Annotated in this window: 21 protein-coding genes; 11 read left to right on the forward strand and 10 right to left on the reverse strand. The window is 66.5% G+C overall.

The window, feature by feature from the left end; all coding sequences use genetic code 11:
* Window positions 1–115: 115 nt before the first annotated feature.
* From AC1Q64_RS10890 to AC1Q64_RS10915, 6 genes are all read left to right on the forward strand, one after another.
* On the forward strand, window positions 116–874 hold the full coding sequence (locus AC1Q64_RS10890; RefSeq protein WP_291435466.1) for a metallophosphoesterase family protein: 759 nt from the start codon (window positions 116–118) through the stop codon (window positions 872–874).
* A complete protein-coding gene (locus tag AC1Q64_RS10895) occupies window positions 871–2,307 on the forward strand; it encodes a bifunctional serine/threonine-protein kinase/universal stress protein (protein WP_291435464.1) in 1,437 nt (478 codons plus the stop codon). The genes AC1Q64_RS10890 and AC1Q64_RS10895 overlap by 4 nt, the downstream gene beginning before the upstream one ends.
* Before the next feature lie 105 nt (window positions 2,308–2,412).
* Complete coding sequence (locus tag AC1Q64_RS10900; RefSeq protein WP_492251335.1) at window positions 2,413–3,507, forward strand: DUF2855 family protein; 1,095 nt, start codon at window positions 2,413–2,415, stop codon at window positions 3,505–3,507.
* Window positions 3,508–3,553: 46 nt separating this feature from the next.
* A complete protein-coding gene (locus tag AC1Q64_RS10905; RefSeq protein WP_291435460.1) occupies window positions 3,554–4,612 on the forward strand; it encodes a serine/threonine protein kinase in 1,059 nt (352 codons plus the stop codon).
* Window positions 4,613–4,759: 147 nt separating this feature from the next.
* Window positions 4,760–5,527 carry a response regulator transcription factor gene (locus AC1Q64_RS10910; protein ID WP_291435458.1) on the forward strand — a complete coding sequence of 256 codons (768 nt, stop codon included), beginning with the start codon at window positions 4,760–4,762 and terminating at the stop codon, window positions 5,525–5,527.
* 60 nt (window positions 5,528–5,587) lie between these two features.
* Window positions 5,588–5,896, forward strand: coding sequence for a hypothetical protein (locus tag AC1Q64_RS10915; protein WP_492251336.1), 309 nt, complete (start codon window positions 5,588–5,590; stop codon window positions 5,894–5,896).
* A 191-nt stretch (window positions 5,897–6,087) separates the two neighbouring features.
* Here AC1Q64_RS10915 and htpG read toward each other — a convergent pair whose 3' ends face one another.
* Window positions 6,088–8,064: a molecular chaperone HtpG gene (gene htpG / locus AC1Q64_RS10920; protein WP_492251337.1), complete on the reverse strand. Its 1,977-nt coding sequence runs from the start codon at window positions 8,062–8,064 to the stop codon at window positions 6,088–6,090.
* Between the two features lie 322 nt (window positions 8,065–8,386).
* Between htpG and aqpZ the strand changes: the two genes are divergently transcribed.
* Complete coding sequence (gene aqpZ, locus AC1Q64_RS10925; RefSeq protein ID WP_492251338.1) at window positions 8,387–9,082, forward strand: aquaporin Z; 696 nt, start codon at window positions 8,387–8,389, stop codon at window positions 9,080–9,082.
* A 54-nt stretch (window positions 9,083–9,136) separates the two neighbouring features.
* Here aqpZ and AC1Q64_RS10930 read toward each other — a convergent pair whose 3' ends face one another.
* From AC1Q64_RS10930 to AC1Q64_RS10955, 6 genes are all read right to left on the reverse strand, one after another.
* Window positions 9,137–10,072, reverse strand: coding sequence for an exopolyphosphatase (locus AC1Q64_RS10930; protein ID WP_291435450.1), 936 nt, complete (start codon window positions 10,070–10,072; stop codon window positions 9,137–9,139).
* Window positions 10,073–10,444: 372 nt separating this feature from the next.
* A complete protein-coding gene (locus AC1Q64_RS10935) occupies window positions 10,445–11,746 on the reverse strand; it encodes an esterase/lipase family protein (protein WP_492251339.1) in 1,302 nt (433 codons plus the stop codon).
* A 62-nt stretch (window positions 11,747–11,808) separates the two neighbouring features.
* Window positions 11,809–12,936: a pseudouridine synthase gene (locus AC1Q64_RS10940; protein WP_492251340.1), complete on the reverse strand. Its 1,128-nt coding sequence runs from the start codon at window positions 12,934–12,936 to the stop codon at window positions 11,809–11,811.
* A gap of 140 nt (window positions 12,937–13,076) precedes the next feature.
* Window positions 13,077–15,410 carry a putative bifunctional diguanylate cyclase/phosphodiesterase gene (locus tag AC1Q64_RS10945; RefSeq protein WP_291435445.1) on the reverse strand — a complete coding sequence of 778 codons (2,334 nt, stop codon included), beginning with the start codon at window positions 15,408–15,410 and terminating at the stop codon, window positions 13,077–13,079.
* Window positions 15,410–16,081, reverse strand: a complete 672-nt coding sequence (locus tag AC1Q64_RS10950; protein ID WP_492251341.1) for a methylamine utilization protein — start codon at window positions 16,079–16,081, stop codon at window positions 15,410–15,412. Before AC1Q64_RS10950 ends, AC1Q64_RS10945 begins: the two co-directional genes overlap by 1 nt.
* Window positions 16,078–16,971 (reverse strand): DUF4394 domain-containing protein, encoded by an 894-nt coding sequence (locus tag AC1Q64_RS10955; protein ID WP_492251342.1) that lies wholly within the window; start codon window positions 16,969–16,971, stop codon window positions 16,078–16,080. Before AC1Q64_RS10955 ends, AC1Q64_RS10950 begins: the two co-directional genes overlap by 4 nt.
* 405 nt (window positions 16,972–17,376) lie before the next feature.
* Here AC1Q64_RS10955 and AC1Q64_RS10960 point away from each other — a divergent pair, with 405 nt between their 5' ends.
* On the forward strand, window positions 17,377–19,089 hold the full coding sequence (locus AC1Q64_RS10960) for a methyl-accepting chemotaxis protein (RefSeq protein ID WP_291435439.1): 1,713 nt from the start codon (window positions 17,377–17,379) through the stop codon (window positions 19,087–19,089).
* 98 nt (window positions 19,090–19,187) lie between these two features.
* On the opposite strand, the gene AC1Q64_RS10965 is transcribed toward AC1Q64_RS10960, so the two are convergent.
* Window positions 19,188–19,913, reverse strand: coding sequence for a Crp/Fnr family transcriptional regulator (locus AC1Q64_RS10965; RefSeq protein WP_492251343.1), 726 nt, complete (start codon window positions 19,911–19,913; stop codon window positions 19,188–19,190).
* A gap of 166 nt (window positions 19,914–20,079) precedes the next feature.
* Between AC1Q64_RS10965 and AC1Q64_RS10970 the strand changes: the two genes are divergently transcribed.
* On the forward strand, window positions 20,080–21,291 hold the full coding sequence (locus tag AC1Q64_RS10970) for an ABC transporter substrate-binding protein (RefSeq protein WP_492251344.1): 1,212 nt from the start codon (window positions 20,080–20,082) through the stop codon (window positions 21,289–21,291).
* A 134-nt stretch (window positions 21,292–21,425) separates the two neighbouring features.
* Here the strand turns inward: AC1Q64_RS10970 and AC1Q64_RS10975 are convergent, their stop codons facing one another.
* Window positions 21,426–22,241: a general secretion pathway protein GspB gene (locus AC1Q64_RS10975; RefSeq protein WP_492251345.1), complete on the reverse strand. Its 816-nt coding sequence runs from the start codon at window positions 22,239–22,241 to the stop codon at window positions 21,426–21,428.
* Window positions 22,242–22,246: 5 nt separating this feature from the next.
* On the reverse strand, window positions 22,247–23,992 hold the full coding sequence (locus AC1Q64_RS10980; RefSeq protein WP_492251423.1) for an ExeA family protein: 1,746 nt from the start codon (window positions 23,990–23,992) through the stop codon (window positions 22,247–22,249).
* A 181-nt stretch (window positions 23,993–24,173) separates the two neighbouring features.
* Here AC1Q64_RS10980 and AC1Q64_RS10985 point away from each other — a divergent pair, with 181 nt between their 5' ends.
* Together AC1Q64_RS10985 and AC1Q64_RS10990 are read left to right on the forward strand one after the other, a co-directional pair.
* Entirely contained in the window at window positions 24,174–26,120 is a 1,947-nt protein-coding gene (locus tag AC1Q64_RS10985) for an AMP-dependent synthetase/ligase (RefSeq protein WP_492251346.1), read from the forward strand.
* A gap of 35 nt (window positions 26,121–26,155) precedes the next feature.
* Complete coding sequence (locus AC1Q64_RS10990; RefSeq protein ID WP_056060064.1) at window positions 26,156–26,941, forward strand: ABC transporter ATP-binding protein; 786 nt, start codon at window positions 26,156–26,158, stop codon at window positions 26,939–26,941.
* Window positions 26,942–26,955: the final 14 nt, after the last annotated feature.

Here is a 26,955-nt window from a genome sequence, read left to right on the forward strand (position 1 = left end):
CTGCCACCGCCCTATAGACGGGCGGTAGCAGCTATTTTTTTGAACCCGGGCAAACGCTACTGACTGCAAGCTGGCATTCAGCCATGCGCGCGATGATGGGGCTGGAGACAACCCCATGAAAATCGCCCTGCTGTCCGACATCCACGCCAACCGCCAGGCCCTGGACGCCTGCCTGCAACACGCCCGCGCCCAGGGCGCCGAACAATTTGCACTGCTGGGTGATCTGGTGGGCTACGGCGGCGAGCCCGTGGCGGTGGTGGAGCAGGTGCGTGACCTGGCTCAGCAAGGCGCCCTGTGCGTGCTGGGCAACCACGACGCCATGGCTCTGGCCCCCCCCGCCAACCCACGCAACCGCAGCGAGCTGGGAGCGCAGTGGACGCACGACCAGCTCGGCAACAGCCACATCGCCTTTTTGCAGTCGCTGCCGCTCACGGCACGGCTGGGCAGCAGCGCCTTGCTAGTGCACGCCAGTGCCGACATGCCCGCGCAGTGGCGGTATGTGGAGGACTCCAACGCCGCCGAGCGCAGCATGACCGCCGCGCAAGGCATCGACCCCGCCATCCGCTACGTGTTCTGCGGCCATGTGCACGAGCAGGTGCTGTACTTCCTCACACCCACGGCCAAGCTGATGCGTTTTGCGCCCGAGCCCGGCGTGCCGGTTCCCGTGCCGACACACCGCCAGTGGCTGGGCATCGTGGGCTCGGTGGGCCAGCCGCGCGACGGCGATGCACGCGCCATGTACGCACTGTTCGACGACACCGCCAGGCAGATCACCTTCCACCGCGTGCCGTATGACCACCTGGCCGCCGCAGCCGCCATCCGCGCGGCAGGCCTGCCCGCGTTCTATGCCGACAGGCTGGAGCATGGTCAATGAAACTGCTCGAACCCGGCACCGAGATCGACGGCTTCCGCGTGATGGACTGCATCCACGCGGGCGGCATGGCCCACATCTACGCCGTGGAATACGCGCAGGCCGACCGCAGCCCCGGCTTTGCCATGGCGATGAAGATCCCGCGCATGACGGCGGGTGACGGGGCCGAGAACATCGTGAGCTTCGAAGTGGAGCTGCAGATCCTGCCCGTGCTCAGCGGCCCGCATGTGCCGCGTTTTGTGGCGGCAGGCGACCTGGTGCGGCTGCCCTATCTGGTCATGGAATACATCCCCGGCCAGACGCTGCAGCACTGGCTGGATGTGCCCGGGCGCTGCGACATCGCCACAATAGCCCGCCTGGGCGCGGCCACGGCGCACGCCGCGCACAGCCTGCACCAGCAGAACGTGTGCCACCTGGACCTCAAGCCCGCCAACGTGCTCATCAAGGCCGATGGCACGGCCGTGCTGCTGGACTTTGGCCTGTCGTGCCACGCGCACTACCCCGACCTGCTGGCCGAGGAAATGCGCCAGGCCGTGGGCTCGCCCGCCTGGATTGCGCCGGAGCAGGTGGTGGGGGTGCGCGGCGACCCACGCAGTGACATCTTCGCCATCGGCGTGATGCTGTACGAGTTGGCCACGGGCGAGCTGCCCTTTGGCGCACCCGCCACCAGCGGCGGCATGCGCCAGCGCCTGTGGATGACGCCCGCGCCGCCGCGCAAGCACCGAGCCGACATCCCGCCCTGGCTGCAGGAGGTCATCCTGCGCTGCCTAGAGCCCGAGGCCGCGAGCCGCTACCCATCGGCAGCACACCTGGCCTTCGACCTGTCCAACCCCGAACAGGTGCTGGTTACCGAACGCGGCGAACGCACGGAGCGCACACCACTGCGCACGCATGTGCGCCGCTGGCTGCGTGCTGCGGGCATGCACTACACGCCCAGCCCCCTGCCCTCGCAGCAGATCGAGGACACGCCCATCCTCATGGTGGCCGTGCCACATGCCGACGTGACGGACGCCACGCTGTATTCGCTGCGCCAGGCGGTGGCACGCTCCCTGGGCATACGCCCCGGCGCGCGGCTTGCCTGCGTGACGGTGGTGTCGCCCGGCGCCAGCAGCACCAGCGACAGCGAGCGCAGCGAAACCACGCTGCACCGCCAGCACATGGCGCGCCTGCGCCAGTGGGCCCAGGGGCTGGACCTGACCGGACATGCCGTGAGCTACCACGTGCTCGAAGCGGGCGACGTGGCCCAGGCGCTGGTGCGCTACGCGGCCAGCAACCACGTGAGCATGATGATCCTAGGCGCCGCCACCCACGGGCTGCAAACCCAGCGCTTTTTTGCCACGGTGCCCATGCGCGTGGCGCGCGATGCGCCCTGCACCGTCATCCTGGTCAAGCAGGCGCTGCCTTTCGAGCAACTGGCCCAGCCCACGGAGGACTGAGCCCGTCAGCATTCCGGCACTCCGGCGCACCGCCACGCCCCGCACCTGTCGCCCAGGCGGCGCGCGCCGCTTGAGCGCGGACCCGCTTTGGTTTAGCGTCGCGGCATGAGCACCACCACCCTTCTCGTGCGCCAGGACCAGCTGGCCACCACCCGCCTGTTGACCACCGACGACACCCCGCTGGCCGAGGGCCAGGTCCGCGTGCGGGTCGAGTCCTTTGCCCTCACGGCCAACAACATCACCTATGCCGCGCTGGGCGACATGCTGAACTACTGGCAGTTCTTCCCCACCGGCGAGGCCGGCTGGGGCATCGTGCCCGTGTGGGGCTTCGGCACCGTGGTGCAGTCGCTGCACCCGGCCGTGGCCGTGGGCGAGCGGCTGTATGGCTACTGGCCCATGGCCAGTCAGGCCGTGCTGTCGCCCCAGCGGGTCAACCCCACGGGCTTCAGCGACGGCGCCCCGCACCGCGCGGGCCTGCATGCGGTCTACAACCACTACCTGCGCACCAGCACCGATGGGCTGTACCGCGCTGACAACGAAGACGTGCAGGCCCTGCTGCGGCCGCTGTTCATCACCTCGTGGCTCATCGACGACTTTCTGGCCGACCAGCAGTTCTTTGGCGCCCGGCGCATGCTGCTGTCCAGCGCGTCGAGCAAAACGGCCTACGGCACCGCCTTCCAGCTTGCACAGCGGGAGGGCATCGAGGTCATTGGCCTCACCTCGCCCGGCAATGTGGCGTTTTGCGAAAGCCTGGGCTGCTACAGCCGCGTGGTCACCTACGACACACTGGACCAGATCGATGGCGCCACACCCAGCGTCTACATCGACTTTGCGGGCAGCGTGGGCCTGCGCCAGCGCATCCATGCCCACTTCACGGGCCTGGCCTACAGCTGCTCGGTGGGCGCCAGCCATGTGCAGGACCTGGGCGGCGCAGGCCAGTTGCCCGGCCCGCGCCCGGTGATGTTCTTCGCCCCCGCCCAGGTCAAGAAGCGCCACGCCGACTGGGGTGCGCAGGGCCTGAACGACCGCCTGGTGACGGCCTGGGACCAGTTCAGCGCCGCCGTCTCGTCGGGGCCGCAGCCCTGGCTGGTGGTGCAGCACCACACGGGCCCCGAGGCCACGCAAACCCTGTTCGCCAGCGTGCTGGCGGGCAGCGGTGACCCACGCGCGGGGCATATCGCCACGATGTTGCCGCGCTGACGGCCCCCCGCGCAAGCGACGGTAGGGCAGGCGGCGACAATGGGGCATGACCCCATTGCTCCCCGATACCGCCGCCAACGCTCCCAACGACCAGCACCCCTACGCCCGCCTCACCCCCGACCATGTGCTGGACGCGCTGGCCGGCGTGGGCCTGTATGGCGATGGCCGCCTCATGGCCCTGTCGTCGTACGAAAACCGGGTGTACCAGGTCACGCTGGAAGACGGTGAGCGCGTGGTGGCCAAGTTCTACCGCCCGGGCCGCTGGAGCGAGACGCAGATCCTTGAAGAGCACGCCTTTGCCGCGGAGCTGATGGCCGCCGAAGTGCCCGCCGTGGGCCCGATGGTGCTGAACGGCGCCACCCTGCACCAGCACGACGGTTTTGCGTTTTCCGTCAGCCCCTGGCGCGGCGGACGCCAGCCCGAGCTGGACGACTTTGAGGTGCTCGAATGGATAGGCCGCTTTCTGGCACGGATTCATACCGTGGGCGCGGCCCAGCCCTTTGTGCACCGGCCACTGCTGGACCTGGAGACCTTTGGCACCGCATCGCGCGACTGGCTGCTCTCGAACGAAATCATTCCGCTCGACATGCAGGCCACCTGGAAGGCCCAGTGCGACAAAGCTCTCGATTTGATAGCTGCTCACGCAGATAGTAGTAGCGCCACAGGTCGATTTGGCTTGAAAGACGCCACCCCCATCCGTCTGCATGGAGACTGCCACCCCGGCAACATCCTGTGGACGCCGCTCGACGAATGGGGCCGCGGCGGCCCGCACTTTGTGGACCTGGACGACGCGCGCATGGGCCCGGCCGTGCAGGACCTGTGGATGCTGCTGTCGGGCGACCGGCGCCAGCGCACCCACCAGCTCGGCGCGCTGATTGACGGCTACGAGCAGTTCCGCAGTTTTGACCGCCGCGAGCTGGCGCTCATCGAGCCGCTGCGCACGCTGCGCCTCATCCACTACAGCGCCTGGCTCGCGCGCCGCTGGCAGGACCCGATCTTCCCGGTGAACTTTCCGTGGTTTGGCACCAGCGACTACTGGCGCGGGCAGGTGGACATGCTGATCGAGCAGATCGAGGCGATGGAGGAAGAACCGCTGGTGGCCTGAAAAGGCGCGACCGGGCGGGGCCCGGCCATTGCAAACGATTGTCAACCTGCGCGCACAGCAGGCAGATGTGGGGCAACATCAAAGCGCTCCCCATCGGGGGGTGTTTTGTTGATTCCAACGGGGTGCCAACCCCCAGAGCCCACCATCATGCGCATCGCAGTCCTTGACGACGACCTTCTCCTGCTGGAGCAGATCAAGGGCACCCTGGAATGCCACCAGCATGTGTGCCACACCTTTGCCGACGGCACCAGCCTGCTGGAGGCGCTGCGCAACGACACCTTCGACCTGCTGATCGTGGACTGGCACCTGCCCGACATGGAGGGCACCGACGTGGTACAGACCGTGCGCAGCACCCACAGCATGCAACCGCCCATCCTGTTCATCACCCGCTGCAGCGATGAACGGGATGTGGTCGAGGCCCTGTCTCGCGGTGCGGACGACGTCATGAGCAAACCCCTGCGCATGGGCGAACTGGTGGCCCGCGCCACCGCCCTGCTGCGCCGCGCCTTTCCCCAGTCCATGGGTGCCCGGCTGGAATTTGGCGCATACCGCTTTGACGCGGAACAACGCACCCTGCGCATCCACGACCAAGCCATCGGGCTCAAGCACCGTGAATACGAACTCGCGCTGTTCCTGTTCCGCAACGCGGGCCGCCTGCTTTCCCGCTCACACCTGCGCGAAGCGGTATGGGGCGACGCCACCGACACCCCCTCGCGCTCCCTGGACACCCACATGTCGCGGCTGCGCAGCAAGCTGGAGTTGACGGAGGCCAACGGCTACACGATCACTGCGGTGTATGGGGTGGGGTACAGGCTGGATGCGGTGTCGCTACCGCAGAAGAATGGAAGCGCAGCACCCGCTACCGAACCACTACCTGAGCGCAGCGATCTCCAGCCGCAACTGGCAACAAGCTGATGGCATTGCGGGCGACGCTGGGCTATGCTGCAAGGCATCCCACCGTATGCAGTGCACCCCATGAAAGACTGGATCCGCAACGCCCTATCAATCCGCCAACCGCGTCGGCCAGCGCCTGTAGGAGCGCGGCCTGCAGTGGGAGTGTTCATCGTGCGGGGGCCGGTGAAGATGCTGGTCACGCACCCTGTGCCCGCTGAATTGTGGGACTGGCTGGTGCTGTCGGGCTGGCGCAACATGCCGGTCAAGGCCGATCGGCGCAAAGGCATGCTGTTGCCCGACGGCGCGCTCAAGGGGCTGATCGATGCAGACCCGGCGGAGCGCAACCAGACGCATGCACGCATCCTGGAGCTGGCAGAGCCCCAGGATTGACGGGCCACGGGGTGCCCGGCCTCCCATCACCCTCGCCACCAGGGCCTGAAAGCCCAGCAGCAGCACACGCCACACTCCGTTCGTAACAAAAAACCCCGGTAGTGCCTGGCACCACCGGGGTTTAAATTTGGTAGCAGCCAGCGCTTATGACACTAGCGCCTGCTGCCGTTTTACCTGCAAAACATCCAGGGTCAAACAAGCAAGGCGTTCACGCGCTTCACATAAGCTGCGGGGTCTTCGGGCAAGCCGCCTTCGGCCAGCAAGGCTTGATCGAACAGGATGTGCGCCAGGTCGTGGAAGTGCACGCTGCCGTCCAGCTTCTTGACCAGCGCGTGGTCGGCATTCACTTCCAGCACGGGCTTGGTCGCGGGCGCCTGCTGTCCGGCCTGCTTGAGCATGCGGGCCAGCTGCGTGCTCATGCCGTCGTCCTGCACCACCAGGCAAGCGGGGGAATCGACGAGGCGCGTGGTCACGCGCACATCTTCGGCCTTGTCCTTGAGCGCTTCCTTGAGCTTGGCCAGCACGGGCTTGAAGGCTTCGGCGGCCTCTTCGGCGGCCTTCTTCTCCGCCTCGTCCTGCAGCGTGCCCAGGTCCACAGCGCCCTTGGCCACGCTTTGCAGTGGGGTGCCGTCAAACTCGTGCAGGTAGTTCAGTGCCCACTCGTCCACGCGGTCGGTCATCAAGAGCACTTCGATACCCTTCTTCTTGAAGACTTCGAGCTGCGGGCTGTTCTTGGCGGCGGCCAGGGTGTCGGCGGTGATGTAGTAAATCGCCTCCTGGCCGTCCTTCATGCGGGCCTTGTAGTCGGCAAAACCGACCGTCACGGCGTCGCTGGTGGTGGATGCAAAACGCAGTAGCTTGGCCAGGCGTTCGCGATTGCCGAAGTCTTCGCCCAGGCCTTCTTTCAGTACGGCGCCAAACTCGCTGTAGAAGGCGGTGTACTTGCCTTGCTTGGCCTTGTCGTCGGCATCCACCACATCGGTCACGCCGTCGGCATTGGCGCCGGTGTCATGCTTGTCGTGTTTGGCCAGGTCCTCCAGCATGGAGAGCACGCGCTTGGTAGAGCCCTCGCGGATGGCGCGCACGTCGCGGCTTTCTTGCAGCAGCTCGCGGCTCACGTTCAGCGGCAAGTCGGCCGAGTCGATCACCCCCTTCACAAACCGCAGGTAGGTGGGCATCAGCGCCTCGGCGTCGTCCATGATGAACACGCGCTTGACGTACAGCTTCACGCCGGCCTTCTTGTCGCGGTTCCACAGGTCAAACGGGGCCTTGGCGGGGATGTACAAGAGCTGCGTGTACTCGGTGTTGCCTTCCACGCGGTTGTGCGCCCAGGTCAGCGGGGCTTCGTGGTCGTGGCTGATGGCCTTGTAGAACTCGGCGTACTGTTCTTCGGTGATGTCCTTCTTGGGGCGGGTCCACAGGGCGCTGGCCTTGTTGATGGTTTCCCACTCGCCGGTCTTGACCATGCCGCCGGGCTGGCGACCGCCGTTTTCGTCCGGTGGATTGATCAGCTCGCCGTCTTTCCACTCTTCCTTTTCCATCAGGATGGGTAGGCTGATGTGGTCAGAGTACTTGGCGATGACCTGCTTGAGCTTCCAGGCGTTGAGGTATTCCTCGGCGTCGTCGCGCAGGTGCAGGATGATGCTGGTGCCGCGTGCGGCGCGGCTGATGGTCTCCACCTCAAAGTCGCCCGTGCCACCGCTGATCCAGCGCACGCCTTCTTCAGCGTTGACGCCCGCACGGCGCGACTCGACCGTGATCTTGTCGGCCACGATGAAGCCCGAGTAGAAGCCCACGCCGAATTGGCCGATGAGCTGGGCATCCGCCTTCTGGTCGCCGCTGAGCTTGCCCATGAAGTCCTTGGTGCCGCTCTTGGCGATGGTGCCCAGGTGGTCGATGGCCTCCTGCTGGCTCATGCCGATGCCGTTGTCGGTGATGGTCAGCGTCTTGGCATCTTTGTCGAAGGTCACGCGCACTTCAAGGTTGGGCGCGTCCTCGTAGAGGGCGGGCTTGTCCAGCGCCTCAAAGCGCAGCTTGTCACAGGCGTCCGACGCGTTGGAGATCAGCTCGCGCAGGAAGATTTCCTGGTTGGAATACAGCGAATGGGTGACCAGGTGCAGCAGTTGCGCTACTTCGGCCTGGAAAGACAGGGTTTGTTTTGTACTCATGGTGTCTTGAAGGTTGCTGTGTAAGGTGCAGAGAGAACGCGTTTCACGCCCAGGAGGCCAGGAAATGCATTCGCGCGAGTTCACCTCGGGGCGGACTCGGTGATTTCAAGGGTTGCACTGTGCGGCGCACGCCTCTCACCACTCGCGGCCCGCACCAAAGCCATCCCCATAGCCATTTCGGCGCTGAAGTTTGTTGACAATTTGCAGGCATTTGACAGCAATTTCTGTCCTTTAGGCCCCATAAGATGCACACCACCAAAGGCGCTCGGTGCGAGGCCGCCTTCCCATCCTCTGCCCACTTTTCCTCCGGAGCCCTCTCGCCATGCCCACATCCCTGAAAAAATGGTCCGCCGAGTTCCTCGGCACGTTCTGGCTGACATTTGGTGGTTGCGGCAGTGCCGTGCTGGCCGCCGCTTTCCCGCAGCTGGGTATCGGTTTTGTTGGCGTGTCCCTGGCCTTTGGCCTCACGGTGCTGACCGGGGCCTATGCGCTGGGGCCGATCTCGGGCGGGCATTTCAACCCTGCCGTGTCGATAGGGCTGGCGCTGGGGGGCCGGTTCAAGGCGTCGGAGCTGCCCGGCTACGTAGTGGCCCAGCTGCTGGGCGCCATTGCTGCAGCGGCCGTGCTGTACCTCATTGCCACAGGCAGGCCGGGCGCAGACATCGGGGGCTTTGCCACCAACGGCTATGGCGAACACTCCCCCGGCGGCTATGGGCTGATGGCCGCCGTGGTGACGGAGGTCGTGCTGACAGCCATCTTCCTCATCGTGATCCTGGGCGCCACGGCCAAACGCGCGGCCAGCGGCTTTGGCGGGCTGGCCATCGGCATGTGCCTCACGCTCATCCACCTGATCTCCATCCCGGTGACCAACACCTCGGTCAACCCGGCCCGCAGCACCGGTCCGGCGCTATTTGGCCCAGCCTATGCGCTGTCGGAATTGTGGGTCTTCTGGGCCGCGCCCATTGCAGGCGCACTGCTGGGTGCCGCCATCTACCGCGCGCTGCTGAGCGACGACTGACTGCGAAGGGGCGGCATGCACGGCCTTGCCGCCCGCCCCCTGTCGCTTTGCTGGTCAACCTTCGATCGTGATGCGCTGCACCAGCGTCTGCAGGATCTGGTCGGCCTTGTCGTTGGCCACCTGGCAGGTGCCCGCTGCCGCATGCCCACCGCCCCCAAACTCCAGCATGAGGTTGCCGATGTGCACCTGGCTGCTGCGGTCCAGGATGGACTTGCCGGTGGCCAGCACCGTGTTCTGTTTTTGCAACCCCCACATCACGTGGATGGAGATGTTGCAGTCAGGGAACAGCGCGTAGATCATGAAACGGTTGGTGGCCCAGATGGTGTCCTCCTCGCGCAGATCGAGCACGACCAGCTTGCCGATGCGGATGGCGCAGCGCTGCAGTTGCTCCTGGGCCTTGGGGGCGTGTTCGCGGTAAAGCTGCACTCGCTCCTGCACATCGGGCAGCGCCAGGATCTCGTCGATGGTGTGGTCGCGACAGTACTGGATCAGGTCCATCATCAGCGCGTAGTTACTGATGCGGAACTCCCGAAAGCGCCCCAGGCCCGTGCGCGAGTCCATGAGGTAGTTCAGCAGCACCCAGCCCTGGGGGTTGAGGATGTCGTCGCGCGAATACTGCGCCGAGTCGGCCTGATCCACGGCAGCCATCATCTCATCGGTGATGCGTGGAAACGCGGCCTTGCCGCCGTAGTAGTTGTACACCACGCGCGCGGCCGACGGGGCATGGGCTTCGATGATGTGGTTCTCGTCGCGGCGGCCCGAATTGCGGATGGTTTCAGACTCGTGGTGGTCAAACACCAGATGGGCTCCCGGCACATAGGGCAGGTTGGTGGTGATGTCCCGGTCCGTGATCGGCACCTTGCCGTCCTGCATGTCCTTGGGGTGGACGAAGGTGATCTCGTCAATCAGGTTCAGCTCATTGAGCAGCACCGCGCAGACCAGGCCGTCAAAGTCACTGCGGGTCACCAGGCGGTATTTCGCATCACTCACTAAATTCTCCTTGTTACGTAGCGCACCGCGACATGGTAGCCGCGCCCCAGCACCTGACAAGCACCGCCTGCGTCAAAAAGCAGGCCGCTCGGGTACTCTTAGAGCCTGTTCAAAGTCTTTTTGAGGTCGCACAAGTACCTTGCCGGGATGGGATGCGAGGCGCGGTGTGCAGTGGATAGCCCGGCTATCCACAAACGCCACAACGCCGCAGACGGCCCGGCAAGGCACTTGCCCGAAGGGTTGGGGTGAAATCGGCGATTGGAAGCCTCGGCTGCTTGAATGGGCTTGAGCCCATGCGGCGCATTCGAAGCATCCACCCCTCCCGATTGCACTCCAATGCAATCTCCAAAAAGACTTTGAACAGGCTCTAGATCAACGGCCCTGCATCCAGCCCTGCAGCTGCCGGGCCACGCCTGCATCCGCCAGCAGATCCAGGTGCCCCAGGCGGTAGAACACTGCCTGCTGGGCCTTGGCAAAGCCCAGCGTCCGTTCAGCATCATCATGTATGCCCAGCGCACTGTGCAAGGGCACCAACCCGTCCCCCACCAGCCGTTCGCCCACCGGGCTGCGCCGCGCCGCCAGCGTCGCCGCCACCGCGTGGCAAGCCACTCCGGCGGGCAACGGCACCGGGGTGCGCTGGTCGGGACTTTTGCGAAAGCGGTCGCGCCCTTGCCAATCGGTATCCAGCACATGGCCGTAGCGCAGGTCGGTGATGCCCGCGCTGCGCAGCTGGGCCAGGCGTGCAAAGGGGCGCGAGTAAGCGGTGCTGCCCAGCAGCACATCCACCCAATGCCCCGCGCGCTCCAGCGGTGCGCCGTGGTGCGGGGTACCCAGAAAGACCAGGTGGCGCAGCCGGGGCAGCCAGCCGCTGGCGCCTGCCGGCGCTTGGGCAGCATGGTGGCAGGCGCTGCGCGCCACCAGCCCGCCCATGCTGTGGGCCAGGATGGACAGCTCCGTCACCGGTACGGGCCAGGAGGCCACCAGGGCTTCGAGCAGGGCCGAAAGCTCTGCCCCATTGGTGGAGGTGTGCAGGCCCGTGTTGTAGCGCAGGTACACAGGGGTATAGCCCAGGGCCTGGGCCAGATGGGCACCATGGCCATGGCCGTGGCGGAGCCACTGCAGGTCGTTCATGCACAGGCCATGCACCAGCACCAAGAGTTTGCCCGTGGCGGCGCCCGGTGCGGCCAGCGCGCTCAGGTCCAGTGGCAGTCCCTGCTGGTACCAGCCCATCTGCGTGCACAGCGGGTTGTCGTCGCGCTGCAGGCGGTCGCCCATCACACCGTTGAGTGCGGCAACGACCGCCTCGCGCTCCCAATGCACCTCGCCGGCCGGCGTGGACGGAGCAAAAAACGGCTCCAGCCGCGCCAGCCCGGCCTGCAGGCCCGCATCCACCAGCTGCGTTACCCCTCGGATGCTTTGGTACACCAGCCCGGTCAGCCCCCGCGTGCGGCCCGGCTGTGCGCCGCCCGGCAGCCCCAGCGTGCCCAGCACTGACTGGTGTACCCCCTCAGCCACCCGGCTGATGCCAGTGGTGGCCTGCGTGGCTAGGCGGGCCACACCACGCAGGTCTGACGCACGCAACTGGCGCAGCGGGCTGGCCGGAGCAGGCGCTGCGCCAACGCGGCGCTTTCCACCAGGAGCAGGAGGCCCAGAGGGCGGTGTCGAATGGGACATGGGGGCTCCGTTCAGTCAATGCGATGAATGCGCCGCGTGCGTTGCGCCGGTAGCCCGCGGGCTCAGAACCGCTCGTGGGGCGACAGGTAGCGCCACTGGCCCACCGGCAGGTTGCCCAGGGTCACGCGGCCGATGCGGATGCGCTTGAGGCCTACCACCTTGAGCCCCACCAGCTCGCACATGCGGCGGATCTGGCGCTTTTTGCCCTCGGTGAGCACAAAACGCAGCTGCTCGGGGTTTTGCCAATCGACCTTGGCGGGCTTGAGCGGCTCGCCGTCCAGGCTCAGGCCATGGCGCAGCCGTTCCAGCAACTCTTTGGGAAACACCGCCTGCACATTGGTGCTGACAGGATCACGCTCGTCAATTTCCTGCAGCGGCGCTGAGCGCTCGCTGGGGTGGCGGGGCACAGCCTGGCCCGGCGCCTGATAAACCACGCGCACCAGGTACTCCTTTTCCATCTCGGAGTCCTCGCCAATGATCTGCCGGGCCACGCGGCCGTCCTGGGTCATCACCAGCAGGCCCACCGAGTCGATATCCAGCCGTCCGCAAGGCGCCAGGCCGCGCAGTTGCGGCGGCGAGAACCGGTTGCGGCTGGGGTCGTCGCGCCAGTGGGTGCGGGGGTTGATGAGCGCCACGGCGGGCGTGTGACCATCCTCGGCCTGGCCGCTCACATAGCCTATGGGCTTGTTCAGCAGGATGGTGACGCGCTGCTCCTGAAAGCCCTGCGCCACCTTGTCCACCTCAATGCGATCCAGAGGCGTGACTTGCAGTCCCATGGGCGCCACTTCGCCATTGACCTTGACCCAGCCCTGGGCGATCCAGTCGTCGGCCTCGCGCCGCGAGCACATTCCTAGTTCGGCCATCCGTTTGTTCAGGCGGGAAGTGCCGGAGATACCCGCTGTGCCCGCCGCTTTGGTGGCAGGCACTGGCTTGGGCGGCGCCTGGCGCACCGGGGCGACATAGGGCGCGCCTGACGATGTGCGGTAGCCCGTGGGCGGCGGGGTTCGAGAAGGCCGCTCGGACGGCGGACCACGCCGGGCAGCGGACGGTGCCGGCGGCGCCGGCTTGGCCGCAACGGCGGGGCGACGCAGCACCGGACGGGGTGCGGGGGCTGGAGACGCAGCACCACCAGGCGGAGGAGTGGGGGCTGCGGCGGGGCCGGCAGGCGGGCGGGAACTGGAAGAAGACATTGCGGGTATTTTCGCCTGCGGGGCGACAAACCCCTGCATCAGGAGGCGTGAGGGCCAGAAAAGAATAGAAAAAAAGCCCAAGGCAACGCGGAACAAGCCCCTTGCGCACGGCGCGTCGCGGAGACTGGTTCAGGGTCGCCTTAACCCTGGCGCGCCTGCCAGGCCAGAAAGTCGTCCACCGGCAGGGGACGCGCAATGTGATAACCCTGCGCCTCATCGCAGGCCAGGATGCGCAGGCGCTCCAGGATGGCGGCGGTCTCCACGCCTTCCGCCACCACCGTGAGCCCGAGGTTATGCGCCAGGTCGATGGTCGAGCGCACGATCATCGCGTCGTCCTCGCCCGTCTCCATGCCCATCACAAACGACTTGTCGATCTTGAGCTCATCGACCGGCAGGCGCTTGAGGTAGGCCAGCGACGAATAGCCGGTGCCAAAATCGTCGATGGACAGCTTGAAGCCCTGCTCGGACAGGCGGTTGAGCATGGCCTCGGCACGCTGGGGGTCGTCCATGATGGCGCTTTCGGTGATCTCCAGGCAAAAGGCACTGGCCTCGACCCCGTGGCGCGCCAGGATGTCGGCCAGCCGGTTGCTCAGCTCGGGGTCGAGCAGGTCGCGGGTGGAGAGGTTGACCGATACCCTGAGTGGCAGGCCCTGCGTGCGCGGGTCCGCCAGGAGGCGCGCCACTTCTTCAAAAATCCACAGCGTGAGGTGGCGCACAAAGCCGGTCTGTTCGGCAAACGGGATGAACTGCATGGGCGGCACCAGTCCGCGCTGCGGGTGCTGCCATCGCACCAGTGCCTCGGCCGCCAGGCCCGACTGCCCATGCAAGGGCACCTTGGGTTGCAGGTACAGGCGCAGCTCGTGGTGCTCCACGGCGTGGCGCAGTTCGGTGAGCAGCGACAGGGTCTGCGCACTGGACGAATCAAACGCCGCGTCGTACTGCAACGCCCCGCTGAGCTTGCGCTTGGCGGCATACATGGCGATTTCAGAGCGGCTGAGCAGCGTGTCGGCGTCACCTGCATCGCCCGGCCAGCAGGCAAAACCAATGCCCGCGCTCAGGTCCACCGTCTGGTCCTCAAAGGCCAGCGGCTCCACAAACGACTGGTTGATGCGCTGGGCAATCTCGTGCGCGGCTGCGGCGTCGGCGCGCTGCAGCAGGATGGCGAATTCGTTACCCCCGAGACGCGCCACCATGTCGTCGGGCGAACGCACCTGCAGACGCAGGCGCTCGGCCACAGCCTGCAGCAGGCGGTCGCCAAATGCGTAGCCCAGCACATCATTGACATGCTTGAATCGGTCCAGGTCCAGCGTAAGAACTGCGAGCGGCTGCGCGGGGACGGCACTGCCGGCAATGGCCTGCACCACGGCGTCACGAAACCGCTCCCGGTTGGGCAGGCCTGTCAGGCGGTCCCAGTAGGCCAAGCGGCGGATCTCGGTTTGCTGCGCGCCAATGTCCACGCGCATGTGGTCGAAAGAGCGGGCCAGGTTGCCGATCTCGTCGGTGCGGTCAGTGTGTTCCAGCGGTACATCGTATTCACCGCGCGACAGCCGCTGAGTGGCCGCCAGCAGCGAGCGCAGGGGCGTGGTGAGCCGTTGCGCCACCAGGCCTGCGCCCACCGCAAACAGCAGCACACCCGCCACGGTGATGATGGCCAGCAGCACCTCCAGCTGCCGGTAAGGTGCCACCACTTCATCCACCGACCGCAGCAACAGCGAATACACCTCGCCACCCACGCTGTCGAGCGGGCTGGAGCGCGCAAGCAAGGTACCCTCGGCCGTCTGCAGCTCGCCCGCCGCGCCGCCGCTGCCCAGCAGCAAGGCCTGCGCATCCGCGGGCAAGGTACTGACCGGCAGGGTCATCGCCCCTCCCGGGGCCTTGACCATCAGGGCCACATGCACCGACAAGAGCTGCCGCATTTCGTCGGCACGCGACTGGTCGATGCGAAAACCCATCAGCACCCAGCCAATGACCACCGGCGCCCGCATAGGCACCATCACAAACTGGTAGGGCACACCGTCCATCACGACGATCTGGCTACCCTGGGGCTGCTGTGCCAAGCGCGGCACCACCTGCCGGAGCGTGTCTGGGAACTGCTCCATGCTGTCGGACAGGCTGAACGCACGCAGCTCCAGGTCGGTACCCAACAGCGCCGTCACGGCCGCGCCGATGCGGCTGCCATGGTTCTCCAACACAGACTGGATGGTTTCCTCATCCCCAGAGTTGACCGCCGAGCGAAACCCGTAGTCAGCCGCCAGGAGGGCAGATCCCTGGCGCAGCTGTTCGGCGTTTTGGTCCAGCAGGCGGCGCCAGATGTTTTCGTCCAGGTCCAGGGCCCGCGCGATCTGGGCGCGCGCATTGCGGTCGATGCTGGCGCGCACCACGGCAAACCCTGCCGCCTGCACGATGAGCAATAGCAGCAACGACAACCCCACCAACCGCAGGATCAGGCTGCGCCGGGCCAGGCGCAGCCGCATCAAGGCTGCAACCCCGTCATGCGCACCGAAGCCGTAGCTGCGCCCGTGTTGGGCACGGACAGCGCCTGCTCCAGGGCCGGGGCGCCCACCGGCAGACGGGTGTGCCAGGTGCGCAGCGTGTAGGTGCCGGGCGGCACGTTGTCGAGCTGCGCCTTTCCCGTGGCGGCGGGAGTACGGGCGTAGTACGGCGTGTCCACCACCAGCACCCAACCCACCATCTGGTCGTGGATGTTGCAACCCAGAGCTACCACGCCAGTTTTATCAAACAAAACCGGGTTGGACGGCGTGCCGCTATAGAGCTTGAGCTCGAACTTCTTGGCGGGCGAGAAGGAATACACATGGTGCCGCACCGAGTCGCGGTTGGGGAACAGCACCTCGGTGCCCACCGGCACCACCAGCAAGCCGGGCACAAACTGCCGCTTCTCCTGCGCCATCTCCACACCAGTCAGCGGTTTGACCTGCTTGCGCGCTTCGGCGGAGTCCAGAAACACCACCGCATCGGCCAGCGGCTTGCCAGCAGCGTCTGTCACATCAACCTGCACCGTGCCAGCTTGGGCGGCGGGGGTCAGCCATGCCAGTGAGGCCACCGTCGCCGCTATGCCCAGCAAGCTGGCGCCCAAGGCACCGCGCCCCGCGCGTGCCCGCAGCCTCGGCGCGCCGCCCAGCCTCATGGTTCGATCGCCAGGCCCACCAGCGGCGCGCCGTCGCCCACCACGCCCAGGGGGCGGGTGGCACCCGTTGCCAGGTCCACCTTGTGCAGCCGGGTCTGGGTATCGGCGCCGGTGCGCACCGCGATGAGTGCGGTGTTGCCCACATCGGCAATGTCAAAACTCACATCCGTGAGCGGCCCCAGCCCCAGCGGGCCCACGGTGCGCAGCTGCCCGGCATTGGGCGACACCACGGGCAGAGTGCCCTCGCGAGAGCCCTGCATCACCAGCACGCCCAGAGCACGGTCGATGGCGTAGTTGGTGGTGATCTTGCTGTCGTTGGGGTTGTAGGTGTAGGCCGCACCGGCAATGTCAGGCTTGCGGCGGGCGTTCACGTCGCCCCAGGCGTAGCGCAGGCTCGGGTCCGGCTGCACCCCCTCCACGGCAGCGTCGCCATCAACCGCAGCCCCGGTGTCGGGGTGCAGGCGCAGGTTCTGGCCGGTGTTGGACACCACCCGGATACGGTCAGCCGCCGGGTTGAAGTCAAAGCCAAACACCGCGCCCTGCAGCGCCAGCGCGGCGGGCGCGGGCCCCACCGGGCGCAGCGCGCCCGTAGGGATGTCCAGCGTGTACAGGCGCCCCGCCTGGGACAGCGCATACAGCACGCCCTTGGCCACGCGAAAGTCAATACCCACCAGCCGCTCGCCGGGCGCCAGGCCGGTTACCGGGCGCCTCTCCAGGATGCGATCGGGCTGCGCGGCCTGGAAGGTGATGAGTTCATGCGAGGCCGTGACGGCCACCAGGGTTTCGCGCAAACCAGTGTCGGGCCGGGGGGCAGCACAGCCGGCCAGCACGGCCAGGGCCGCAGCAGCGACGGCAGCGCGCAGCGTGGAGGAGGGAAAAAACGGATACATGAAGGGCCTCGCAGGTGTTACAGGTTTATACCTGATCGGTTGCTCCCGTGGCAGATGCAAGGGCAAACCCCAAGCCCTGTATTCACTTTGTTTTTGATAGCAACGTGAGCACGCATTACCTGCATCAATAGCGTTTTTATCGATAGTTTGCGAACCACCTTCTGTTGCACTTTGGCGCCAGCGCACCAGGGTTGTGCATGGCTGCATTTGTAACAAATACAGCTATGCAGATCGGGCATGGGACCATCCTCAACGCTCATGACACATTTTGTTGTTATTGCCTACACTGCACCGACCCCAGCGCCTGCTCAGCGGGCGCGATGAGGCCGGTGGGCACCGTTATTGCTTTGCGCAGAGGCCCCCGTTTGATCACGCTTTGATCCTTTTCGATACCCAAGGACCCCCATGTCGGCTGCTTCCACCCTCAAATCCCTGTCGATCTCCAGCCGGCTCAGCCTGGGGTTTGGCTGCATGCTGGTGCTCCTGGTCGCGGTGGCGGCAGTGGGCCAGCTGTCCGTGGGCAAAGTGCACGATCAGATGATTCAGATCACCGGCGTGGGCGCGAACAAAGCCAAGCTGGTCAACGGCATGCTGGAGAGCGTGAGCGCCATCGGCATCCAGAGCCGCTCGGCCGCCATGCTCAACGACATCGACCCCAAGCAGGCGCGCGAGCAGATCGTGGCCGTGGGCAAGACGCTCAAGGAATACGCCACGCAAGAAGCCGCTTTGACCCAGCTGCTCACCCCCGCCACCGCCACCGCCGCAGAACTCAAGCTGCTGGGCGAGGTGCAGGCCCTGGGCGGCAAGACCCGCCCCGAGCTCGACAGTGCCATCAAGGCCGCTGACGACGGCGACACCGTGAGCGCCACCCTGGCACTGATGACGCGCGTGGCCCCCGCAGAAACCGCTTGGCGCGCCAAGCTGCGCGAGCTGATCGAGCTGCAGAACACCCTGAACGCCGAAGCCACGGCCTCTGCAGAGCAAACCCAGAGCAGCGCCCGGATGGTGGGCGGGCTGCTGGTACTGCTGGCGATTGGCCTGGGCGCGCTGATTGCCTGGCGCATCACGGCCAGCATCACCGCACCCATTGGCCGCGCGGTGGTGGTGGCCGAGCGCATTGCGCGCGGCGACCTCACCTCGCAAGTTGAAGTGCGCATCCACGACGAGACGGGTCGTCTGCTCGAAGCCATCGCCGCCATGCAAGAGCGCCTGCGCACCCTGGTGGGCGAGATCGGCCAGACTGCCGACTCCATCCTGGTGGCCAGCTCCGAGGTGGCCTCTGGCAACCTGGACCTGAGCCAGCGCACCGAACAGACCTCGCACAACCTGCAGGGCGCCGCGTCGGCGCTGGTGGACCTGACCGGCACGGTGTCGCAAAGCGCGGACTCGGCCCGCCAGGCCAACCAGCTCGCGTCCACCGCGTCCGATGCCGCAACACGTGGCGGCGAGGTGGTGTCGCAGGTGGTCCGCACCATGGACACCATCAGCGCCAGCTCGCGCAAGATCGCCGACATCATCAGTGTGATCGACGGCATCGCCTTCCAGACCAACATCCTGGCGCTGAATGCGGCTGTGGAGGCCGCCCGCGCGGGCGAGCAGGGCCGGGGCTTTGCCGTGGTGGCGGGCGAGGTGCGCAATCTGGCGGGCCGCTCGGCCAATGCAGCGCGCGAGATCAAGGCACTGATCGGTACCAGCGTGGACCAGGTGCAAGAGGGCAGCACGCTCGTCAACCACGCCGGCAAGACCATTGAAGAACTGGTGCAGTCGGTGCGCCGCGTGTCCGACATCATGGGCGAGATCACGGCGGCCACGCAGGAGCAAAGCCAGCGCATCGGGCATGTGAGCCAGTCGGTGGGTGCGCTGGAAGAGATGACCCAGCAAAACGCCGCATTGGTGGAAGAAGGCGCAGCCGCTGCCGACAGCCTCAAGGACCAGGCCGGGCGCCTGACGCAGATGGTGGGCACCTTCCGCCTGACGCGCGACGGGGGCGACGATAACAGCTGGGGCACGGCCTCCCCCTCTGCATCGCCCATGGCGGTGCCAGCGCCAACGCGCGCGGCGGCTCCGCGCCACCTGGCCTCAGCCACATCCCGCGCTCCCGCACTGCCGCGTAGCTAACTGGACTTTCAATCGGGCGCGTTCCACGCCCGGGATGCCAAGCAACAGCCGCCCCGCTGCGAGGGCGTCGTCCCCTCAGGGCGAAGGCGCACAGCGCCTCAGGGGGCAGTCACACTGGACCGCAGCGCCGCCAGGTCCAGCACCCGCAGGCCGCCGTACTCCACCCGGATCGCCCCCTGCGCCTCCAGCGCCGCCAGCGCCTCGTTCACCCGCTGGCGCGACAACCCCACCAGATAAGCCAGCTCCTGCTGCGTGATGCGCAGCACCTCGCCCACGCCCGGGTACAGCACGGGGTTGAACAGCGACGCCAGGCTGCGCGCCACGCGCACATCGGGGTTGTTCAGGCGGTCGATCTCGCGGGCTGCAATGAACTGGCCCAGGCGCTCGTTGAGCTGGTTCATCACAAAGCGGTTGAAGCCGATGGAGTGGTCCAGCAGCCAATGGAAACTGTCAATCGGCAGCCCGGCCACCACGCTTTTGCGCAACGCCTGGATGTTGTAGCGGTAGGGCTCGCGCTTGATGGTGGTGCCCTCGCCAAACCAGCCGCCGGGTGGCAGGCCTGCATAGGTCATGGTCTGGCCCTGGGCGTTGTCCGTGCTCATCTTGAGCAGGCCCTCCACCACACCAAACCAGTAGGTGACCGGGCGCCCCACGCGGCACACATAGTCGCCCGCCTTGGCATCACCCACCAGCAACGAGGCCACGGCGCGCTCTCGCTCGGCGGGCAGCAGCAAGTTGAGCCACGGAATGCCATCCAGCTCCTGCGGCGTGGGCGAACGGCGCCGCTGGTGCAGCGACAGGTCCTGGTGGGTGCGTGGGTCCATGGCGCAAAGGTTCTCACGAAAAAGGGCCGCCCGCAGCCGTCAAGGGATGCGGGAATACCACGACCCCAATTGTCGCCAGACCGACAAAAAAATGCCAATCGTGACAGGATGATGTCGCCTCGCGCCCCGGCTGCACAAGGCCGCAGCCCCCGAGGAGACAAGCACCATGACCCAACACCCTTCCACCACCGCCCGCATCATCGAACCTGCGCAAACCGCCCCACGCCCCTTGGCCCGTCGCCAGGTGCTGGCCGCCGCAGCCGCCACTGCAGCGGCCGTCGGCCTGCCCGGGCTGGGCTGGAGTGGCGCCGCCCGCGCGCAGGAGGGCGCTGTCAAGATCGCGCAGTCCACCGCCCTCACCGGCCCGCTGGGCGACCTGGGGTCGGCCATGCACCAGGGCGCCAAGGCCGCCTTTGCAGGCATCAATGCGCGCGGCGGCGTGCATGGCAAGGCCATTGAACTCGTCACCCAGGATGACACCTACGACGTGCCCAAGGCGCTGGCCAACGTGGAGCAGTTTCTGGCCGACCCAGGGTACTTTGCGCTGTTCAACTGCATGGGCACGCCCATGATCGACGCCATGCTGCCCAAGGTGATCGACAGCGGCATTCCGTTTTTTGCGCCCTTCACCGGCGCGCAGCTCAGCCGCACCAAGAACGCCCGCAACGTGTTCAACATCCGCGCCAGCTATGCCGACGAGGCAGAAAAGCTGGTGCAGCACCTGTCCACCATCGGCATCCAGCGCATCGGCATCGTCTATCAGAACAACTCGTTCGGCAAAGAGGTGTTCAACGCGGCCAAGCAGTCCATGGACCGGCTCAAACTGCCCGAGGCCGTCACAGTGACGGTCGAGAACAACGCCTCGGACGCGGGCAGCGCTGCCACCAAACTGGCCAGCGGCAACCTGGAGGCCATCGTGATTGGCCTGGCGGGCAAGCCCACGCTGGAGTTTGTGAAGGCGTTCCGCGCGCTCAAGCGCGGCGTGACGCTGTACGCGCTGTCGGTCATGGGCACCCCGGCCACCGTCAAGGCCCTGGGTGCGGATGCCACCGGCATGGCAATTTCGCAGGTGGTGCCCCTGCCCTCCAACGTAGTGATGCCCGTGGTGCGCGAGTTCCAGGCGGCCTGGAAGGCATCGGGCGCCACGGCCGAGCCCTCGCACCTGGCGCTGGAGGGCTACATCAATGCCCGGGTCTTTGCCGAGGCCCTGCAGCGTGCAGGCCGCAACCCCACGCGTGCGGCCTTCATCGACGCCACCTGGAACCTGAAAAAGTGGGATCTGGGCGGTTTCGAGATCAGCGCCAGCACACCCGACCGCAACGCCTCGCGCTTTGTGGAGCTCACGCTGGTGGGGCGCGACGGGCGGTTCTTGCGATAGCCTCGGGTCACGCCAGTTCTGCGCAGATGTGAGCGGCGCAGATGGCTCAGCGGATGCCCGCACAATTGCTACCAAATAAATAGCTATCGACGCATATTGCACTAGCGCTACCGGCCGATTTCGCCCAAATTCTGCTATTGCGAAGCCAGCCCGTACCGGTAGCCCTTGAACGACCAGATGGTGCGGCCCGGCTCGATCTTTTCCAGCAGCAGGCCCGGCCCGGCCGGATCGCCCTCGTGCAGCACTTGCCCGTTGACGATGGCCATGCGGTACACCGGGTTGCTGGAATAGGTGACGCCAGAAATTTTGAGCGACGGCAACTGCGCCCGCACGGCCTCGGGCAGGTCGGCCTGGGCAAACACGGTGCCCGTAGCTACCGGTGCCGCTGTGGGAGCGGGACTGGCAGCAGCCATGTCGGGTACACGCGGCGCTGGGGCCGCTGGCGCGCGCTCGCGGGGGGCAGGCTCTGCAGGGCGTGACCGTTCGGGGACTGTGGCGGGGGGGCGCGGCGCCACGGAGGAACTGGGCACGGGCGCAGGCCGCTCCCGCTGCGGTGCCGCGGCGCGGGGCGCTGGCGCCGGAGGCGGCGTTACCGCCGCCACCACGGCAGGGGCCGGTTCCGGGGAGGCCACGACAGCCGCTGGCGCTGCGGGCGGCGCTATGGACGCCACCGCAGGCACGGACGGAGCTACAGCAGCGGGGGTAGCGGGCGCTGCGGCGACCACGACTGCGCCCGCAGGCACCGGCCGCTGCATAAACCACCAAGTACCACCGGCCGCCACAGCAGCCACAACCACCACCGCCACGGCCACCAGCACCGGGCTGATGGCCGATCGCCCTGCCACCGGCACGGCACCGGGGACAGGCACCGCCGGGGTATGGATGCCGGGCACAGCGCCACGGCCGCGCTCAGCTTCTGCGCGCCGCAGCGCATCAAGGATGTAAGACACTGGGTTCAGCCTCCGGTGCGCAAGCGCGGTTCGCTCACGCCGTTGACACGGTTGAGCAGCATGAGGGTCAAGGGGCCCGCCCGGCCGTCCGGGGTCACCCCCTGGGCCAGCTGGAAGCGCTGGATGCGGGACTGGCGCTGGGCCGGCGTGGTCGCGCGGCCGGCTGCAGGTAAGGCAGCCCGCGTGCCCCCGGCTGCAGCCGTGGCCAGTTGCTGGTCCAGCCAGGCGGCGCCAGCGGGGGTCTCCGCCAGGTCGCCCTTGTCGGGCATGTCGGGCGGCGTGCGCCACAGCGTGGCGATGTCGCCGCGCCACACCTGGGCCAGCTCGGCCACAGGCACACGCACCGTGCGGCCCCCGCCTTCCAGCGTGGCCGTGTCGCCGTCCAGGCGGCGCAGCACGGCCGAAACCGCCACGTCGCCCTCTTCGGACGGGAACAGCGTGAGCAGCACCGGACGGTCGATCTGCCGCACCAGGTTCAGGCCCGCGCGGCGGTTGCGGTAGCAGCGCAGGCCGTCGCGGGGCAATGCCGCGCAGGCGTCGGCGCCGTCGGCCACACTGGCACCCCAGGCCAAGGCCAGCGCCTGCCAGGCGGCAGCGTCGCTGGACGGCAGCGTGGACACAAACTGCTGCAAATCCGTGAGGGCCAACGGAGCTACCCCACGCGGAGCCGAGGCCCCTGCCGCAGGGGCCGGGGGCGTTGTTACCACCGCTGTGCTCGCAGCACTGCTGGGTGGCGCGCTGGCTGGCGTTTTGCTGGCCATAGCGCCTGCAGACACCGTCGATGACACGGCGCCTTGCCGAGACCATTGCGGCCAGCTACCCAGTGCCCAGCCGCCCGCCACCAGGGCTGCCCCCGCCACCACGCCCAGGCCCGCCACCGCCCAGCGCGGCCACAGGCCCCGGGCGTTGCGCGCGGCAGCAGCCGACGCGGGCGCATCAAACACCTCACTCGCCGCGCGCTGGACGATGCGGGCGCTGACCTCGCGCACACCGGCGGCATAGGCGCCCAGCAGCGCCCGGTCGCACAGCAGGTTGATGCGCCGGGGAATGCCGCGCGACAGCGCATGCACCCGCCGGATGGCACTCCGGCTGAACGGCAGCGGCCCTTGCAGGCCCGCCACGGCCAGGCGGTGGGCAATGTACTGCTGGGTTTCCTGCGCGCTCAGCGCATCGAGGTGAAAGCGCGCAATCACCCGCTGGGCCAGTTGCTCCAGGGCAGGGCTGGCAACCATGGTGCGCAGCTCGGGCTGGCCGATGAGGATGATCTGCAGCAGCTTGCGCTCGCTGGTTTCCAGGTTGGTCAAAAGGCGCAGCTGCTCCAGCACGTCGGCCGACAGGTTCTGCGCCTCATCGATGATCAGCACCGTATTGCGCCCGGCGCCATGCGCCGCCAGCAGCGAGGCGTTGAGCGGGTCGATGTAATCCTTGACCGTCTCCACCCCTGCCACCGAGGGCTGGTGGGGCACACCAAACTCATCGCAAATGGAGCGCAACAGCTCACCCACCGTGAGCTTGGGGTTGAAGATATAGGCCACATTGCAGTGCGGCGGGATCTGTTCCAGAAAACAGCGGCACACCGTGGTCTTGCCAGCGCCCACCTCGCCGGTGAGCAGCACAAAACCGCCGCCTGCGTCCAGGCCATACAGCAGATGCGCCAGCGCCTCGCGGTGACGCTCGCTCATGAACAGGTAGCGGGGGTCGGGGGCAATGGAGAACGGCGGATGCTGGAGGCCGAAGAACGGGGCGTACATGCGAACAAGCATACCGCCGGGCCGAGGCAGGGTTTAACCCGACAGGTAGTTTCCCTTAAATTGTCGTCAGAAAGACAAGATAACGTCAAAGTGCGTCCTAGCATCGGACCCAACACGCAAACACAAGCTTGCGCGCCCGGCAGTCACCGGGCTGACACCTTCTCACTTTCAGGAACCTGCAATGTTGACCACGTTCCCGCAACTGCTGCTCAAGCACGCCGCCGAGCGCCCCAATGCCCCGGCCCTGCGCGAAAAAGAATATGGCATCTGGCAAACCCACAGCTGGGCCGACCTGGTGCGCCTGGTGGAACAGGTGGCGGCCGGCCTGCACCTGGCGGGCCTGAAACGCCAGGAACACATGGTGGTGGTGGGCGCGAATCGCCCACGCCTGTACGCCACCATGCTGGCCGCCCAGTCGCTGGGCGCCATCCCCGTGCCGCTGTACCAGGACGCGGTGGCCGCCGAATGCATCTTCCCGCTCAACAACGCCGAGGTGCGCTTTTGCCTGGTGGAAGACCAGGAACAGGTGGACAAGCTGCTCGAAATCCGCGAGCAATGCCCGCAGATCTCCAACATCTACTTTGACGACCCGCGTGGCCTGCGCAATTACGCAGAGCCGGGCCTCGCCGCGCTGGACGCGCTGATCGAGGCTGGCAAGGCGTTTGCGGCGAAGAACCCCGGTTGGTTCAAGGCCGAGGTGGCCAAGGTGCAGCCGGGCGACGTGGCAGCGATGTTCTTCACCTCGGGCACCACCGGCAACCCCAAGGGCGTGGTGCACACGCACAGCACCCTGCTCGACCGCGCTTCTGCCGGTGCCGAATTCGACAAGCTCACCAGCAGCGAGGAAGTGCTGGCCTACCTGCCGCCGGCCTGGATCGGCCAGAACATCTTCAGCTACGCGCAGTGGCTGGCCTGCGGCTACGTGGTCAACTGTCCCGAGTCGGCCAGCACCGTGACCATCGACCTGAAAGAAGTGGGGCCCACCTACTACTTCGCACCGCCCCGCATTTTTGAAGGCCTGCTGACCAGCGTGATGATCCGCATGGAAGACGCGGGTACCCTGAAGCGCAAGATGTTCGAGGCCTGCATGTCGGTGGCCAAGCGCGTGGGCCCGGCGCTGATGGACGGCGAGACCGTGAGCGCCATCGACAAGATCAAGTACGCGCTGGGCAACCTGCTGGTGTACGGACCTCTGCGCAACAACCTGGGTTTCAGCCGCGTGCGGGTGGCCTACACGGCGGGTGAGGCCATCGGGCCGGACCTGTTCACGTTCTACCGCTCCATCGGCATCAACTTGAAACAGCTGTACGGCTCCACCGAGACCGCCGTGTTCGTCTGCCTGCAGCCCGACAACCAGGCGCGCGCCGATACCGTGGGCGTGCCGATCCGCGGTGTCGAGATCAAGGTGGCAGACAACGGCGAGATCCTGGTCAAGTCCGCCGGCCTGCTCAAGGAGTACTACAAGAACCCCGCCGCCACCGCCGAGGTGCTGACGGCCGACGGCTGGTACCACACCAGCGATGCAGGCTTTCTGGACGCGCACGGCCACCTCAAGATCATCGACCGCGTCAAGGACGTGGGCCGCATCATGGGCGGCGCCAACGACGGCGCCATGTTTGCGCCCAAGTATGTGGAGAACAAGCTCAAGTTCTTCCCGCATATCAAGGAAGTGGTGGCACTGGGCGACAAGCGCGAGAAGGTCTGCGTGATGGTCAATATCGACTTCGACGCCGTGGGCAACTGGGCCGAGCGCCGCAACCTGCCCTATGCGGGCTACACCGACCTGGCGCAAAAACCCGAGGTGTATGAACTGATCCGCGAGTGCATCGAGAAGGTCAACGCCGACCTGGCGACCGACGCCATGCTGGCCGGCAGCCAAGTGAGCCGCTTCCTGGTGCTGCACAAGGAACTGGACGCCGACGACGGCGAGCTCACGCGCACCAACAAGGTCCGCCGGGGCTTCATTGCCGACAAGTATGGCGTTCTGGTCGATGCGCTGTACGCAGGCCGCACAGAGCAGTACATCGAGACCCAGGTGAAGTTTGAAGACGGCCGCACGGGCAGCGTGAGCGCCACGCTCAAGCTGTCGGACACGAAGACGTTTGCGCCTGTGAAGAGCGCCGCATGAAACCCGCGCCGTACCCGCTGGAGAAGCCCCCCACCATGACCACCAAAAAGATCGGCGACGTCATCCTCGACGTCAAGAACATCAGCCTCCGGTTTGGCGGCGTGAAGGCACTCACCGACATCTCGTTCAACGTGAAAGAGCATGAGATCCGCGCCATCATCGGCCCCAACGGCGCAGGCAAAAGCTCCATGCTCAACTGCATCAACGGCGTGTACACGCCGTCCGAAGGCTCCATCACCTTCCGGGGCAAGACGTTTGACCACATGAACTCGCGCCAGGTGGCCGAGATGGGCGTGGCCCGCACCTTCCAGAACCTGGCGCTGTTCAAGGGCATGAGCGTGATCGACAACATCATGACTGGCCGCAACCTCAAGATCAAAAGCAACCTGCTGATGCAGGCGCTGCGCATCGGCCCGGCCGAGCGCGAGGAAATCCGCCACCGCGAGTACGTCGAGCACATCATCGACTTCCTCGAAATCCAGGCCTACCGCAAGACCCCCGTGGGCCAACTGCCCTACGGCCTGCAAAAGCGCGTGGACCTGGGCCGGGCCCTGGCCATGGAGCCACAGGTGCTGCTGCTCGATGAACCCATGGCCGGCATGAACGTGGAAGAAAAGCAGGACATGTGCCGCTTCATCCTCGATGTGAACGACGAGTTCGGCACCACCATCGTGCTGATCGAGCACGACATGGGCGTGGTGATGGACATCAGCGACCGCGTGGTGGTGCTCGACTATGGCAAGAAGATCGGCGACGGCAGCCCCGACGAAGTGCGCAGCAACGAAGACGTGATCAGTGCCTACCTCGGCACGTCGCACTGATCAGGAGAACAACA

The sequence above is a fragment of the Acidovorax sp. GW835-FHT14G06 genome (assembly GCF_058793595.1).

Coding starts and splice junctions, on each gene's coding strand:
- AC1Q64_RS10965 (WP_492251343.1), bottom strand. CDS start 19,913: ATGGACCCACGCACCCACCAGGACCTGTCGCTGCACCAGCGGCGCCGT.
- AC1Q64_RS10915 (WP_492251336.1), top strand. CDS start 5,588: ATGAAAGACTGGATCCGCAACGCCCTATCAATCCGCCAACCGCGTCGG.
- AC1Q64_RS10990 (WP_056060064.1), top strand. CDS start 26,156: ATGACCACCAAAAAGATCGGCGACGTCATCCTCGACGTCAAGAACATC.
- AC1Q64_RS10955 (WP_492251342.1), bottom strand. CDS start 16,971: ATGTATCCGTTTTTTCCCTCCTCCACGCTGCGCGCTGCCGTCGCTGCT.
- aqpZ (WP_492251338.1), top strand. CDS start 8,387: ATGCCCACATCCCTGAAAAAATGGTCCGCCGAGTTCCTCGGCACGTTC.
- AC1Q64_RS10910 (WP_291435458.1), top strand. CDS start 4,760: ATGCGCATCGCAGTCCTTGACGACGACCTTCTCCTGCTGGAGCAGATC.
- AC1Q64_RS10900 (WP_492251335.1), top strand. CDS start 2,413: ATGAGCACCACCACCCTTCTCGTGCGCCAGGACCAGCTGGCCACCACC.
- AC1Q64_RS10890 (WP_291435466.1), top strand. CDS start 116: ATGAAAATCGCCCTGCTGTCCGACATCCACGCCAACCGCCAGGCCCTG.
- AC1Q64_RS10905 (WP_291435460.1), top strand. CDS start 3,554: ATGACCCCATTGCTCCCCGATACCGCCGCCAACGCTCCCAACGACCAG.
- AC1Q64_RS10960 (WP_291435439.1), top strand. CDS start 17,377: ATGTCGGCTGCTTCCACCCTCAAATCCCTGTCGATCTCCAGCCGGCTC.
- AC1Q64_RS10935 (WP_492251339.1), bottom strand. CDS start 11,746: ATGTCCCATTCGACACCGCCCTCTGGGCCTCCTGCTCCTGGTGGAAAG.
- AC1Q64_RS10940 (WP_492251340.1), bottom strand. CDS start 12,936: ATGTCTTCTTCCAGTTCCCGCCCGCCTGCCGGCCCCGCCGCAGCCCCC.
- AC1Q64_RS10950 (WP_492251341.1), bottom strand. CDS start 16,081: ATGAGGCTGGGCGGCGCGCCGAGGCTGCGGGCACGCGCGGGGCGCGGT.
- AC1Q64_RS10980 (WP_492251423.1), bottom strand. CDS start 23,992: ATGTACGCCCCGTTCTTCGGCCTCCAGCATCCGCCGTTCTCCATTGCC.
- htpG (WP_492251337.1), bottom strand. CDS start 8,064: ATGAGTACAAAACAAACCCTGTCTTTCCAGGCCGAAGTAGCGCAACTG.
- AC1Q64_RS10895 (WP_291435464.1), top strand. CDS start 871: ATGAAACTGCTCGAACCCGGCACCGAGATCGACGGCTTCCGCGTGATG.
- AC1Q64_RS10985 (WP_492251346.1), top strand. CDS start 24,174: ATGTTGACCACGTTCCCGCAACTGCTGCTCAAGCACGCCGCCGAGCGC.
- AC1Q64_RS10970 (WP_492251344.1), top strand. CDS start 20,080: ATGACCCAACACCCTTCCACCACCGCCCGCATCATCGAACCTGCGCAA.
- AC1Q64_RS10945 (WP_291435445.1), bottom strand. CDS start 15,410: ATGCGGCTGCGCCTGGCCCGGCGCAGCCTGATCCTGCGGTTGGTGGGG.